Consider the following 14,532-nt stretch of genomic DNA (forward strand, 5'->3'; position numbering starts at 1 on the left):
TGCGCGTTGGAGCATGCGGCTCACGAATTGCCTTTCGCGCCGGCCTCGGCCTTGGCACGCGACTGCGCGAGCGCTGCGCTGTTCGGGTCGTCGTCGGTCGTCATCGGCACCATGTGCGCTCGGACCGTATCGCCGGGACGCACGCGCTGAACGCCGTTGACGACGATCCGATCGCCCGGCTTCAAGCCGTCCTTGACGACGCGCAGATTGCCTTGCATCGAACCCGTCGTGATCCCGCGATAAACGACGTGGTTGCCCTGATCGACGACCAGCACGAACTTCTTGTCCTGGTCGGTGCCGACCGCGGCATCGTCGATCAACAGCGCCGGATGCGGTGCGCTGCCCCCCACCTTGATGCGCGCGTAGAGGCCCGGAATCAGCGCGCCGTCCGCGTTGTCGAACTTCGCGCGCACGCGGATCGTGCCCGACGACGTGTCGAGCCGGTTGTCGACCGACTCGATCGTGCCGCTGCGCGAGTAGCCGGATTCATCGGCGAGACCGAGTTCGACCGGCACCTTGCTGCCGTCCTTCGCGCGGCTCAGGTATTGCAGGTAGGTCTGCTCGTCCGCGTCGAACGACGCGTAGATCGGCGACACCGACACGAGCGTCGTCAGCGGCACCGAACTCGCGCCCGCCGCCACCACGTTGCCGACCGTGATCTCCGCGCGCGACACGCGGCCCGACACCGGCGCGACGATCTTCGTGTAGCCGAGATTGATGCGCGCGGTTTCCAGTGCGGCTTGCGCGGCCTTCAGGTTCGCGCTCGCCTCGCGCGCGGCGTTCTGCTTCTCGTCGTAGTCGCGTTTGGCGATCGCGTTGTCGACGATCAGCCGTTGCGCGCGTTCCCAGTCGCTTTGCGTGTAGCCGGTGCGTGCCTGCGCGGCCGCGAGCTGCGCTTGCGCGCGATCGACTTCGGCCGCGTACGGACGCGGATCGATCACGAACAGCGTGTCGCCCTGCTTCACGAGCGCGCCGTCCTTGAAGTTGACTGACACGATCGTGCCCGGCACCTGCGAACGCACGTCCACTTTCTGCACGGCTTCGAGACGGCCCGAATACGACTGCCAGTCGGTGATCGTCTTCTGCACGACGGTCGCCACGTCTACTTCCGGCACGATGGTGGGTGCGGCCGGCGAGCTCGCATCGACACGAATCGCGCCGAACGTGCCAAGCCCGGCAAGAACGACGACGACCACGGCGGCTAACGCCACGCGGCGGCGGGAAAGAGGAAGGATAGTCATGTGTAGCTCCCGGTATCGTTGATTGAATTTCTGTTTATCGATGAGCGCGCGCGTCGAAGCGCCACTGGAAAAAGCGCACCGCTTCCTGCAAAGCGGGCGGATGATCGGCGAGCGCTGCGTGCGACACGCTCGGAAAGCGCACCACCTGGGTCTGCACGCCCGCGTCGATCAGATTGCTTGCATACTTCTCGGCCTCGACGTGCAGCACGTCGTTCTGCGCGGTCGCGATCAGCGTGGCCGGCAAGCCGGCGAGCCGCGACGATTCGAGCGGCGCCGCATACGGATGCATGCGCTGAGACGCTTGCGGCAGATACGCGCGATAACACGCGGCGCACTCGCGCGCGGTGATATCCGAACCGAGCCGCCGCTCGTCGCCGAGCCGCGTCAGGCTCGGATCCAGCATCGGGCCGAACAGCGCCTGCGCGCTGATCGGCACGTCGCCACGATCTCGCGCGATGAACGCGAGACAATTGGCGAGTTGGCCGCCCGCGTCATGGCCCGCCACACCGATCTTTCTGCTATTGCCACCAAACGCCCGCGCTCGCGTCTGCACCCACAGCGCCGCGCGATGCGCGTCTTCCGGCGCGGCCGGAAACGGAAACCGCGGCGCGAGCGAATAGCCGACCGACACCACGAGCGCCGGTAAGTGTTCTGCGAAATACCGCGCGGCGAAATCCGCGCACTCGATCGAACCCTTCGTAAAACCGCCGCCGTGAAAATAAAGCAGCACCGGCAATGCGGTTTTTTTCGTCAGCCGATACAGGCGCAACGTAATGGGTTGAGCGTACCCATCGATACCCACGTCGGTGACTTCAAGCGTTGCGTCATTGGCCTCAGCGCCAGTGTCTTCGGCGGAAACGCCGGTGGAAAAAGGCGGGTACGGCGATTTGAATGCATCCATGTCGAGCCGCGCAAATGCGCATAGAACTTCAATGGTGCGAATTGTGGGTTCGGCAGACTCGCAAATAAATGCCTATAATCCGGCAACACAATTCGGTGCCTTTGAACAATCCCGATGTGATTGTTTTCGCGGACTCCATTCCCGCCTGTGCACCAGCCCCTTCTGGAGGTTTGCAATGGACCGGCTTCAGGCCATGCAAGTGTTCACGCGCGTCGTCGACACCAACAGCTTTACCCGCGCAGCGGAAACGCTCGACCTGCCGCGCGCATCGGTTACTACGATTATTCAGAACCTCGAAGCGTTTCTCGGCACGCGGCTGATGCACCGGACCACCCGCCGTCTGTCGCTGACGCCCGATGGCGCCGCGTACTACGAGCGCTGCGTGCGCATCCTTGCGGACGTCGAAGAGACCGAGGCGAGTTTCCAGAGCGGCAACAAGAAGCCGCACGGCAAGCTACGCATCGACATGCCGGGCTCGATTGGCCGTCTGCTCGTCATTCCGTCGCTGTGCGAATTCCACACGCGCTATCCGGACATCGATCTGCAACTGGGCCTGACCGACCGGCCCGTCGATCTGCTGCAAGAAGGTGTCGATTGCGTGGTGCGTGTCGGCGCGTTGCAGGATTCGTCGCTGGTCGCGCGCCGCATCGGTCTGTTCGAGGGCGTGACCTGCGCGTCGCCCGACTACATCAAGCGCGCGGGCGTGCCCGCTTCGCTCGAAGATCTCGACAATCACAAAGCCGTCAACTACTTCTCGAGCCGCACGGGACGCACGCTCGACTGGGCGTTCCTGGTGAACGGCAACGAAGTGGAAGTGAAGATGAAAAGCATCGTGTCGGTCAACGACGCGGATGCCTACGTGACCTGCGGACTCGAAGGCTTCGGCCTGATTCAGCCGGCGCGCTTCATGGTGCTGCCGCATCTGGGCTCGGGTCAGCTCGTCGAAGTACTGCCGGACTTGAAACCCTTGCCGATGCCGATTTCGGCAGTCTATCCGCACAGTCGTCATCTGTCGCCGAAAGTCCGCGTTTTCGTAGACTGGATCGCGGAGCTGTTCGATCGTTGCCCATTGCTGAGCGGACGCGGCACTCTCGACGCCACCTGCACGAAGCGCACATTCGAGCAGCGCGAGTCCGCGCCGGCACTCGACACGCCGGTGATGACCGAATGGGTCGCATGAAGTACGGGAAGTGAAACAGTGAATTCCAGCCGCGGCGCCAATGCCGCGGCAACCGTGCAATCGCACGGCCCCGGTGAAGCCTCGCTCGCGATTGTTCCTGAATCGCGACAATTCATTTCGCAAACCCGCGATTTATCCACACCGCGTCGACGTCTACATTTCACCCTGTCGCGGCGCCATCGCGCTGCCAATGAATCGACAGGAGTGAATCATGAAACGCAATCTGTTGGCAGGCCTCGCTCTGTCGCTGCTCGTCAGCGTTCCGGCATTTGCGCAAGGCGGCGGCGGTATCGGCCGCGCGGGAACGTATGACACGCAACCGGCGCCGACCGCGAGCGCGAAGACACGCGTTGAGGTCAAGGCCGAACTGGTCGCCGCGTATCGCGACGGCTCGCTGCCCTCACTGAATCGCACCTCGTATCCGGACAAAGGCCTGATCGGCCAGACGCAAGCCGCGCGCATCGCGTTGCAGGAAGGAACGAACGGCGAAGTGACGCGCATTGCGAAGGGCCAGTAACGAGTTAGAAGAAGTTGATTCAGAACCCGGCGCGCTTGCGGCGCAAAACTGCGCGCCTCTTCATCAAGGAGCACATCATGACACCATCGGAACTCGACAACTGGAATACCGACACGCCCGTGTGGACACCGTATCGCCCGATACAGCATTGAGCGTTGGCTGTCGTTCACGGCACTCTGCGTCATGCGCCCGCGAAGTGGCTTCGCGGGCGCATTCGCATTGAAGCGATCGAAAGCGGTGCGGCCCGTGACGACGCGCTTGCCGTCGTTTCCCTATAATCGAATATCCTTCCCTCGCAGCGAGTTTGTGCGCTTCACTATAGGAGCAACACGATGGATTATGTGAAACTCGGCCGCACCGGCCTCGATGTATCGCGTCTCTGTCTCGGCTGTATGAGTTATGGCGTACCCTCGCACGGCACGCACCCCTGGTCGCTCGACGACGAAGCCGCGCGGCCCTTCATCAAGCAGGCGCTCGATCACGGCATCAACTTCTTCGACACGGCCAACGTCTATTCGGACGGCACCAGCGAGGAAATCGTCGGCCGTGCGCTGAAGGACTTTGCGAAGCGCGACGAGATCGTGCTCGCCACCAAGGTCAATAGCCGCATGCATCCGGGCCCGAACGGCGCCGGGCTGTCGCGCAAGGCGATCATGGCGGAGATCGATAACAGCCTGCGGCGGCTCGGTACCGACTATGTCGACCTGTATCAGATCCATCGCTGGGACTACGGCACGCCAATCGAAGAAACGATGGAAGCGCTGCACGATGTCGTGAAAGCCGGCAAGGCGCGCTATCTCGGCGCGTCGTCGATGTACGCATGGCAGTTTGCCAAGGCGCTGCAGGTGGCCGAGCGCAATGGCTGGACGCGCTTCGTGACGATGCAGAACTACGTGAATCTGCTGTACCGCGAGGAAGAGCGCGAAATGCTGCCGCTGTGCGAAAGCGAAGGCATCGGCGTGATTCCGTGGAGTCCGCTTGCCCGCGGACGCTTGACGCGCGACTGGGACACCGAAAGCGCGCGCTCGGAAACCGATGAATTCGGCCGCACGCTGTACGCGCACACGCAGGAAGCAGATCGGCGTATCGTCGAGCGGGTCAGCGAGATCGCGAAAGAGCGCGGCGTGCCGCGCGCGCAGGTTGCGCTAGCGTGGGTGCTGCAGAAGAAGCCGATTACCGCGCCGATTGTCGGTGCTACCAAACTGCATCATCTCGACGATGCGGTTGCGGCGCTCTCGTTGAAGCTCAGTGACGACGAAGTTCGCCGGCTCGAAGAACTGTATGTGCCGCATGCGGTGGCGGGGTTCAAATAAACGCTGTGAAGCGTACTGGCATCCAGTCGGGACGGGCGGAATGACCCGCGATTGCAGCGCGCGTCGCTTCGCCTCATCTCGCCTCCTCTCGCCTCCTCTCGTCCGCGGGGTTCATGGACCCGATTCATGCCCGAGTGGAGAAGTCTTCTTTAATTGCGCGGCACATCCGGTTCGAAGAACACCCAGCGCACCTGAGGAAACGTGGCCTGCAGATCGGCCTCGATGACGTTGATCGCATCGACCATCGCGCGGCCGCTCGCGTAGTCGATCATTTCCGCCTGCACCGCCACCACCACGTGACGCCCCCACTGCAGCGTGATCAGGTTGATGATGCCGCGAATCTCAGGACGCGCGCGCAGATGCGCGTCGATGGCGCTGCGCACTTCCGGGCTCGCCGATTCGCCGACGAGCATCGACTTCACTTCACGCGCGACGAGCCACGCGATCGTCATCAGCAGAAAACCGATCCCCACCGAGCCGAGCGCGTCATACACGGGGCTGCCGGTCACCATCGTCGATAGCACCGCGACGAAGGCGATCGCGAGACCGAATAGCGCGGCGATATCTTCGCCGGCCACGACCAGCAGATCCGATTCGCGCGTCTCGCGAAACCAGTGCCACAGATTTTTATCCGGATGCGTCTTGCGAATCTCCTTGACCGCGCCCCACAACGATAGCGATTCGAGCACCACCGACACACCGAGCACCGCCAACGCGACGAACGCATATTGCAACGGCTCGCGCGCAATCAGTCGATGCACGCCCTCATACACCGAAAACGCACCGCCGACGAAAAACAGCAGCAACGCAACCAGCAGCGAATAGAAGTTGATTTCGCGGCCGCTGCCCATCGGATGCAAAGGGCTCACCGGCTTGCGCGCTTCGCGCAGTCCGAATAGCAGCAGCAGTTGATTGCCGCAGTCGGCGGTGGAGTGAATCGCTTCGGCGAACATCGATCCGGAGCCGGTGAACGCCGCCGCGGCGAACTTGCAGACGGCGATGCCGAAGTTGGCGGCGAGTGCGTAGAAAATGGCTTTCGGCGATTCTTCTTTCATCTGCTGGCGGGGGTCGGTGAGCGGGCTGGGTATTGTTGGGTATTGCACGAGCGAAGTGATCGGCAAGTACTCGATATTATGGATGACAACGACACACCCGGTCGCAGGAATCGGACCTGATGTGCCGTCGTGCCGCCAGTTCCCCAGGCGTCCTTTGCACCATTCGTGCGGCTCACGCCCTCTCTAGCGCCGCCATCTCCCGTACGACAACCAGCAGCACCGAAAGACTCGCGCCGCCCGTCGCGCGCAGGTCGGTCAGCAGACGCGTATAACGCTCGAGCTGCGCCGCGCGTTTGTCGCGCCACGCTTGCACCAGCGAGTCGGGCGTCGACGCATCGGTCGCGCCGGCCAATGCGCTCGTAGTCAGCGCGCGCTTGAGCCGCGCGAGTTCGGCGAGCGCAGATGCGCGCGCGAGCATGTCCCAATGCGTCGGCGCCGGCAACGAGGCGGCGCGCTCGCTGATCCAGCTGTAATTCAGCAGCGTGCCGAGCGCGAAGTAGACGCCCGCGACCTGTTCGAGATTGCGCCCGCACGTCGACGCGACTTCGGCGATATCGAGCAGAGCGGCCGACACCTCGCCGCTCGCGATCCGCACCGCGAGATCGCTATCGACACCCGCATCGACGAACACCCGTTGCCGCTCCGACAACGCTTCGAGGTCCGCGCCAGGCAACAGCGCCGGCCATTGTGGCGCGAGACGGTGCGCGGCGTCGCGACAGCGCGCGAGCAGGCCGGTCACGTCGTCGCCGGCCGCGCCCGTTTGCAGATGCCGCAGGAACCACAGCGCCGAACGTTCGACGAGCCGCGCGACCTCCGCGAACATGCGTGCCTGCACGTCGTCGGGAACGCGGTTGTCGAGCGCGTCGATGCTGCGCCAGATCTGATCGAGATCGAACACGTCGCGCGCCATGATGCACGCGCGCACGATGTCGCCGGGCTGTGCATCGGTCTCCTCCATCAGCCGATGCACGAACTCGCAGCCGACGCGATTCACGAGCGCATTGGTCAGATGCGTCGCGAGGATTTCACGGCGCAGCGGATGGCGCTGCATCGGTTCGCGGAAACGCTGCCGCAGAGGTTTCGGAAAGTACTCGATCAACATATCGCTGACGAGCGGATCTTCCGGCATCGACGATTCGAGCAGCGCGTCATAGAGCCACATCTTGCTGTACGCGAGCAGCACCGCGCGCTCGGGTGTCGTCAGTCCCTGCTTCGCGGCCGCGCGCTCGGCGATGTCCTCGTCGGTGGGCAGAAACTCGATCACGCGATTGAGCCGCCCCGCCTTCTCCAGATAGCGCATCAGGCGCGCTTCGGCATCGAGCAGCTCCACGCCGAAACGGCCCGCGATCGACAAAGCCTGGGTCTGATAGTAGTTGTCCGTCAGCACGAGCAGACCGACTTCATCGGTCATTTCGGCAAGCAACGCATTGCGCTGCTTCTCCGTCATCTCGCCGTCGGCGACGACGAGGCCCAGCAGAATCTTGATGTTGACCTCGTGATCCGAGCAATCGACACCGGCCGAATTATCGATCGCATCGGTATTGATGCGGCCGCCGCGCTGCGCGAACTCGATGCGCCCGAGTTGCGTCAAGCCGAGATTGCCCCCTTCGGCCACGACCTTGCAGCGCAGATCCGCGCCGTTCACGCGGATCGCGTCGTTCGCGCGATCGCCCGCCTGCTGATTGGTCTCGCGGCTCGCCTTCGCATAGGTGCCGATGCCGCCGTTGTAAAGCAGATCGACCGGCGCCTGCAGAATCACGCGCATCAGCTCGGCCGGCGAGAGCGCCGCCGCGCTGATCCCGAGCGCCGCCTGCACCGCCGTCGATAGCGGAATCGTCTTCGCGCTGCGCGGGAACACGCCGCCGCCGGCCGAGATCAGCGACGGATCGTAATCGGCCCAGCTCGAACGGTCGAGCATGAAGAGCCGCGCGCGCTCCGCCATGCTCGCCGCGGGATCGGGATTCGGATCGAGAAAGATATGGCGGTGATCGAACGCGGCGAGCAGCTTGATATGCGGCGACAGCAGCATGCCGTTGCCGAACACGTCGCCCGACATGTCGCCGACACCGACTACCGTGAAGTCCTCGCTCTGCGTGTCGACGCCGATTTCGCGGAAGTGCCGCTTGACCGACTCCCACGCGCCGCGCGCGGTGATACCCATCTTCTTGTGGTCATAGCCGACCGAGCCGCCCGACGCGAACGCGTCGTCGAGCCAGAAACCGTATTCCTGCGAGATCGCATTCGCGTAGTCGGAAAACGTGGCCGTGCCCTTGTCGGCGGCGACGACCAGATACGGGTCGTCGGGGTCGTGGCGCACCACGTCAGGCGGTGGCACGACGTCGGTGCTCGCCAGATTGTCGGTCACGTCGAGCAAGCCGCGCAGGAAGGTCTGATAGCACGCGACGCCTTCGCGCATCCACGCATCGCGCTCGCTCTGCGGCGGCGGATTCTTGACGACGAAGCCGCCCTTCGAGCCGACCGGCACGATCACCACGTTCTTCACCATCTGCGCCTTCATCAGGCCGAGCACTTCCGTGCGGAAATCCTCGCGCCGATCAGACCAGCGCAGGCCGCCGCGCGCGACGCGCCCGCCTCGCAGATGGACGCCCTCGACGCGCGGCGAATAGACCCAGATCTCGAACATCGGTTTCGGCTCGGGCAAGCCGGGCACCTGGGCGGGATCGAACTTGAACGACAGATACGGCTTCGGTTGGCCCAGAGCGTCATGGCGGTAGTAGTTAGTGCGCTTGGTCGCCTTGATCACGCCGAGGAACTGCCGCAGGATGCGGTCTTCGTCGAGATTAGGCACCTGGTCGAGCGCGCTGTCGATCGTCTCCAGACAAACGTTGACGCGGGCCTCGCGTACCGCGCCGAGCGCCGGATCGAAGCGCGCGATGAACAGGTCGACGAGCATGCGCGCAATTGCCGGATTGCCGGTCACCGCGCGTTCGATATACGCGTCGCTGAACGTCGAACCGACTTGCCGCAAATACTTCGCGTAAGCGCGCAGAATCGTCACCTCGCGTGCATTGAGCTGCGCGCGCAGCACGAGGCGGTTGAAGTCGTCGCTTTCGATCGTGCCGGTCCACACCTGCTCGAACGCCTGTTCGAACAGATCCTTGACCCGCTCGATGTCGAACTCGGTATCGTCCGCGAGTTCGAGGCCGAAGTCGTGGATCCACGCGGGCATCGCACCGGGCGCCTCGATCAGATGAGGCCGCTCTTCGTCGACGCGCACGCCCAGATGTTCGAGCATCGGCAAGCTGCGCGACAGTGCGATCGGCAGCCCCGTGCGATACACCTTGAAACGGAACGCGCGCGGTCCCGATTCGATCGGCCTGTACAGGTTCATCGCGAGCCGCTCGCTGCCCTGCACGCGCTCGATCAGTTCGATATCGCGCACGGCCGTGCGCGCCGGATAGTCGTCGCGATAGCCGGCCGGGAACGAATCGGCGTAGTGCTGCAGCAAACGGTTGCCCTGCTCTTCTCCGTACGCGTCGAGCAATGCGTCGGCCAGATCGTCCTGCCAGCGTCGCGCGACCTGCACGAGGCGCGCTTCGAGCTCGCGCGTGTCGACGCTCGGCATGCCGCCCGCTTTGGCATGCACGACGAAATGAATTCGCGCGAGCGTCGACTCCGACAGCAGCGGCGTGAATTCGACGTTCTCACCATTGAATGCGTCGGCGAGCAGGTTCGCGATGCGCTGCCGCAGATCGGTGTTGTACTTGTCGCGCGACACGAACACGAGGCACGATACGAAGCGATCGAAGCGATCGCGCCGCACGAACAGCCGCGTGCGCTGATGCTCCTGCAAACGCAGCACGCCGAGGGCGGTGTCGTACAGCTGGTCCTCGTCGGCCTGGAACAATTCGTCGCGCGGATAGGTCTCGAGCACCGTCACCAGCGATTTCGCCAGATGACCTTTCGGCAGGAATGCGGCGCGTCTGACGATATTTGCGCATTTGCGCCTCACGATCGGAATCTCCGCGGCCGACACGAAATAAGCGGTCGACGTATACAGGCCGATGAAGCGCCGCTCGCCTGTCACCTTGCCATCGGCGCCGCTCAGCTTGATGCCGACATAGTCGAGATAGCCGGGCCGGTGCACCGTGGCGCGCGAATTGGCCTTAGTCAGAAAGATCGGCGACGACCCGGAGATGATCTCCGCGGCCGCCGGCGGCAACGGCGTGACTTCCGCCGCGCCGCCCGGCTGCAGCGCATCGCGCAGAATGCCGAGACCGGAGCCCGCGACCGCCCGCAAACCGAAGCCGCCGTCGTGCTGCACCAGTTCGTAATCACGGTGGCCGAGGAACGTGAAATGATCGGCGACCATCCATTCGACGAACGCGCGCGCTTCGACGCCCTCGGGACCGGTTTCACGCACCTTCATATCTTGAATGGTCTGCTTCGCGCGTTCGATGATCTTCGGCCAATCCTCGACCGCCGCGCGCACGTCGCCGAGCACGCGCGCGATGTCGTCGCGCAACGCGTCGAGTTTTGCGGCATCGCCACAACGATCGACCTCGAAATGGATGCACGAGGTCAGATGCGAGCGCGTATCGCCGGCTTCTTCGGCACCTTGGCTCACGCGCGCGATGCTGCCGTCCGGCGCGCGCCAGACCCGAAATACCGGATGGACGACCGAATGCAGCGCGAGCCGATGCCGGTTGACCGACATCGAGACCGAATCGACGAGGAACGGCATGTCGTCGTTGACGATTTCGATCACCGTGTGATCGGAATGCCAGCCATGCTGTTCGAGGATCGGGTTATACACGCGCAGCCGCTGCTCGCCCGGCACGAAGCGCTGCGCGGTCTGCCAGTGGGCCAGCGCCGCGCCGTACAGATCGGCGATCGAGCGGCTTTGCAGATCGCCCGCGTCGACGAAATCGTAGTAATGCCGCAGGAAGGGTTCGACGATATTGAAGGTCGGCTCCGGCAACCGCCCCCGCGCAAATTCGACAACATCGTTCAGCAGGTGTGTGACGGCTTCTTCGTTCTTTGCTTGCATGATCGACTCCCCTGGCTGGCGGCAATGGTGAGTATCGCGTGATTCGCAGGCAACGTCTGACTTGGAATTATGCGCCTGCCGTACGCGATACGGCCGTTTCGCGCAGTCAGGTAATACCCGCTGACCGGTCGTCGAAGAATCGCCAGGCCCTGGCATCGCTGCGGCGCGGCAACGCCGTGCGCGGCTCAACGCGCGGGCTTTGCGGGCGCCGGTGCCGGCGCGGCCGCATCGCTATTCTCGGCGCGCTGGGTGAGCCACGCGCGAATCTGCGCGGCCGTCCATGCGGGATCGTCATGGGGTAGATCGTGGCCGGCCCATGGATGCTTGCGATGCGGCGCGCCCCACGCCGCCGCGAGCTTCGCCGAACAGACCGGGTTGACGAGCCCATCGGCTTCCGACGACAGAATCAGCAGTGCACACTCCGGCGCGGCGGGCGCCGCGCTAAAGCACGCGGCCGCCCACAATTGCCGCAACGCATTCGCGCGGCTCACCGGCGCGCTGCGGCGAATCGCGGTCCAGGCAGCGAGATCCGCGCCCAAGGTGTGGAGGTTATTGCACGTGAGTCGATGGATGCCGCTCTCGGCATCGGCGGCATCGCTCCAATGCGCCGCGACGCCGAGCAGACCAGGCCACGCCGACGGCCGCAGCCGCTCGTGCATGCGGCTGAACGGCCGCATGCTCGTATTGATCAGCACGAGCCGTTCGATCTCGCCGGGATGACGCTGTGCCCAGTGGGTCGCGACCATGCCGCCGAGCGACATCGCGAGCACGTTGTAGGGGCCCGGCACACCCGTTTCGAGCGCCGCCTGCCGCACGAATGCGACCATGCCCGCGACGCTCGCGGGCGCGCGCCGCCGCACGTATTCACCGTTGCCAGGCAGATCGAGCAGCAGCAAACGCAAGCCGGTCGTGCTCGTTGCGGCTGGGGTTGCATCGCGCAAGCGATCGCCCGAAATTTGACCCAGGGTTTCGCGCAACGCCGCCGGCAAGCTCCCCCAATGCCGCGTTTCCCGCGTCAGTCCGCGCAACAGAATCCATGTGCTCATACGCGATCCGGCCTGTACCAGTGATCGAGCGCGCTTTGCAGCAACTGCTCGCGACGGTTGCCTTGCGGCAGCCAGCGCTGCGCCGAAAACGCCGCGCGCGCGAGGAAGTCGAACAGGTTCGCATGGCGCCGCAGCACGCGCGCGGTGCGATGCTCCATGACCGGATTGAACATGCCCTGCCGCGAAAACAACTGCCGCGGGTTTTTCTTGATCCACAGCCACGAGCCGAGTTCGAGCGTCATCGGCAGAAAGACGTTCGGCGCCGGCGTGCGGTCATACGCGTAGTCCCACAGATCGCCGTGCACCAGATACTGATGGCTTTGCGGCTCGAACGTGTAGCCGTGATGCGGATGCGCGTGTTCGAACATGCTCTTCAACACGTACATTTCGGGCAGATGCCGCATCTGCCGGCGGGTTCGGGCGTACGGAAACCAGATGCTGTCGCTCCAGCCGTAGCCGGAATGGCAATCGAGCGCGATGCTCAACGGCCGCGCGGCGAGTTGCGTCTCGACTACATGCAGCAGCGCGGCCGCCTCGACCTCCATCGGCTCGCCCGCGCGGCCGCGATACCAGGGCAACCACGCGCCGACGCGCTGACCGCCCGCCAGCAGCGGCACGCGCGCGTCGGCGTCTTGCGGTGCGTTGCGCATCAGGTCGACGCCGCGCGGATTCGCGCGCGTCGCTGCCCACATGCCGCCGGGATTCGCGATCGGTAAAAAGATCAGCCGGATGGACTGCAATTGGCGCACCAGCAATTCGTCCCATTCGAGCCGAGCGAGCAGCGCGCGCATATAGTCGAGGACGAGTTGCGAGCCGATTCGCTCGAGCCCGTGAATCCCGCCGAAAAAGCCAATGGCTGGCGCGAGCGGATCGGATGAACCGATGCTCGCGGTGTAGATGGAAAAGCGCCGGCCGCGTACCTCGGTCTCGCAGACCGCGCGGATTTCGAAGCTCGCCCTGCCCTGGTCGAGTATCGACTTGAGATCTTCATATTCGGCAAAACTGTCCGGAAGAAAGCTCAAAGGAGTCGGCATGACGGCGTGACCGGAGTGTCGGGATTATTAAGGACGGCCGGAAAACCCGCACTATAGCCTGGCTGTGTGTCAGCACGCGCGAGCGCGCACGTCTGCACGCGAATCGTGTCATCCGTATGTCACTTTTCGTTCGAATCGCTGACTTCGCAATGACTTCGTTTTGCCATCCTGACGACACATGACACAGCGGAAAACGCGACGCATAAAGATGTAGTCGTCTAGACGTTGCGATGCCTTCACTCAACCGTCACAGTCGCTTCCTAGAATGTGCCCACACCTGCCGGCAGTGGCCGGATGCAAGAGGGAATACAGATGGAAGCGATCCATGAAGCTATTCGAATCGAGCGTTTGAGCAAGACGTTCGGTAACGGCCGCAAAGCGCTCGACGAAATCGATCTGCGCGTCGCGCCCGGTGAAATGGTCGCGCTGATCGGCGCGTCCGGCTCGGGAAAATCGACGTTGCTGCGGCTTATCGCGGGCTTTACCGCGTCGGACGCGCAGCCGTCGCAAATCGAGATTCTCGGCCGGCCGATCCAGCAGAACGGCCGCATCGTGCGCGAGGTGCGCAGCATTCGCCGCGACATCGGCTTCGTGTTCCAGCAGTTCAATCTGGTGAACCGGCTGTCGGTCGAAACCAACGTGCTGATCGGCGCGCTCGCGCGCCTGCCGTGGTGGCGGCGTCTCTCCGGCCGCTTCCCGCGCGCGGAACGCGCGCTGTCGCGGGCCGCGCTGCACGAGGTCGGGATCGGCGAACATGCGCGCGAGCGGGCCGCGAACCTGTCGGGCGGTCAACAGCAACGTGCCGCGCTCGCACGGGCGCTCGTGCAACGTGCGCAAATCGTGCTCGCCGACGAACCGATCGCCTCGCTCGATCCCGAGTCGTCGCGCCGCGTGATGGACATGCTGCAAGCGCTGAACGTCGAGCACCGGATCACGGTGCTGGTGTCGCTGCATCAGGTCGACATCGCGATGCAGTACTGCCCGCGCACGGTCGCGCTGCGTCGCGGCAAGGTGGTCTACGACGGCCCTTCCAGTGCGCTGACACCGGCGCTGCTAAAGAAACTCTACGGCGGCGATGCGCGCGAACTGCTCGACGACGCGACGCACGACGCAGACGAAACTCACGACGAGCCTGACGCCCCCGACACCGCCGCCGCGCGCTACGCGTTCGCGTTGAACCCCGCGCCGTCGAACTGAACCACGCACGCTATCGCGCGCTTTTGATTCTCTCCGT

10 protein-coding genes are annotated in these 14,532 nt (G+C 64.1%); 4 read left to right on the top strand and 6 right to left on the bottom strand.

The genetic code is table 11. The features are described from left to right. Positions 1-20: 20 nt before the first annotated feature. Positions 21-1,241 (bottom strand): efflux RND transporter periplasmic adaptor subunit, encoded by a 1,221-nt coding sequence (locus tag HDG32_RS02875; RefSeq protein WP_184025310.1) that lies wholly within the window; start codon positions 1,239-1,241, stop codon positions 21-23. A 34-nt stretch (positions 1,242-1,275) separates the two neighbouring features. Continuing rightward, positions 1,276-2,142 carry an alpha/beta hydrolase gene (locus HDG32_RS02880; RefSeq protein ID WP_184063042.1) on the bottom strand — a complete coding sequence of 289 codons (867 nt, stop codon included), beginning with the start codon at positions 2,140-2,142 and terminating at the stop codon, positions 1,276-1,278. 175 nt (positions 2,143-2,317) lie between these two features. Between HDG32_RS02880 and HDG32_RS02885 the strand changes: the two genes are divergently transcribed. The 3 genes from HDG32_RS02885 (at position 2,318) to HDG32_RS02895 (ending at position 5,152) form a co-directional block, all read left to right on the top strand. Beyond that, positions 2,318-3,322, top strand: a complete 1,005-nt coding sequence (locus tag HDG32_RS02885; protein ID WP_018423444.1) for a LysR family transcriptional regulator — start codon at positions 2,318-2,320, stop codon at positions 3,320-3,322. A 211-nt stretch (positions 3,323-3,533) separates the two neighbouring features. Further along, positions 3,534-3,839 carry a DUF4148 domain-containing protein gene (locus tag HDG32_RS02890; protein ID WP_184063044.1) on the top strand — a complete coding sequence of 102 codons (306 nt, stop codon included), beginning with the start codon at positions 3,534-3,536 and terminating at the stop codon, positions 3,837-3,839. Positions 3,840-4,171: 332 nt separating this feature from the next. Beyond that, on the top strand, positions 4,172-5,152 hold the full coding sequence (locus HDG32_RS02895; protein ID WP_184063046.1) for an aldo/keto reductase: 981 nt from the start codon (positions 4,172-4,174) through the stop codon (positions 5,150-5,152). Positions 5,153-5,301: 149 nt separating this feature from the next. Here HDG32_RS02895 and HDG32_RS02900 read toward each other — a convergent pair whose 3' ends face one another. From HDG32_RS02900 to HDG32_RS02915, 4 genes are all read right to left on the bottom strand, one after another. Then, positions 5,302-6,207 (bottom strand): cation diffusion facilitator family transporter, encoded by a 906-nt coding sequence (locus HDG32_RS02900; RefSeq protein WP_090807058.1) that lies wholly within the window; start codon positions 6,205-6,207, stop codon positions 5,302-5,304. 172 nt (positions 6,208-6,379) lie between these two features. Next, positions 6,380-11,218 carry an NAD-glutamate dehydrogenase gene (locus HDG32_RS02905; protein ID WP_184063048.1) on the bottom strand — a complete coding sequence of 1,613 codons (4,839 nt, stop codon included), beginning with the start codon at positions 11,216-11,218 and terminating at the stop codon, positions 6,380-6,382. A 185-nt stretch (positions 11,219-11,403) separates the two neighbouring features. Then, complete coding sequence (locus tag HDG32_RS02910; protein WP_184063050.1) at positions 11,404-12,264, bottom strand: alpha/beta fold hydrolase; 861 nt, start codon at positions 12,262-12,264, stop codon at positions 11,404-11,406. Next, on the bottom strand, positions 12,261-13,298 hold the full coding sequence (locus HDG32_RS02915; protein WP_184063052.1) for a M14 family zinc carboxypeptidase: 1,038 nt from the start codon (positions 13,296-13,298) through the stop codon (positions 12,261-12,263). The genes HDG32_RS02910 and HDG32_RS02915 overlap by 4 nt, the downstream gene beginning before the upstream one ends. A 312-nt stretch (positions 13,299-13,610) precedes the next feature. On the opposite strand from HDG32_RS02915, the gene phnC reads away from it, so the two are divergent. After that, the gene (phnC, locus tag HDG32_RS02920; protein WP_184063054.1) at positions 13,611-14,495 is read left to right on the top strand and encodes a phosphonate ABC transporter ATP-binding protein; all 885 of its coding nucleotides are present in this window, start codon (positions 13,611-13,613) and stop codon (positions 14,493-14,495) included. Positions 14,496-14,532: the final 37 nt, after the last annotated feature.

The organism is Paraburkholderia sp. CI2 (assembly GCF_014201055.1).
Taxonomy (GTDB): Bacteria; Pseudomonadota; Gammaproteobacteria; order Burkholderiales; family Burkholderiaceae; genus Paraburkholderia; species Paraburkholderia tuberum.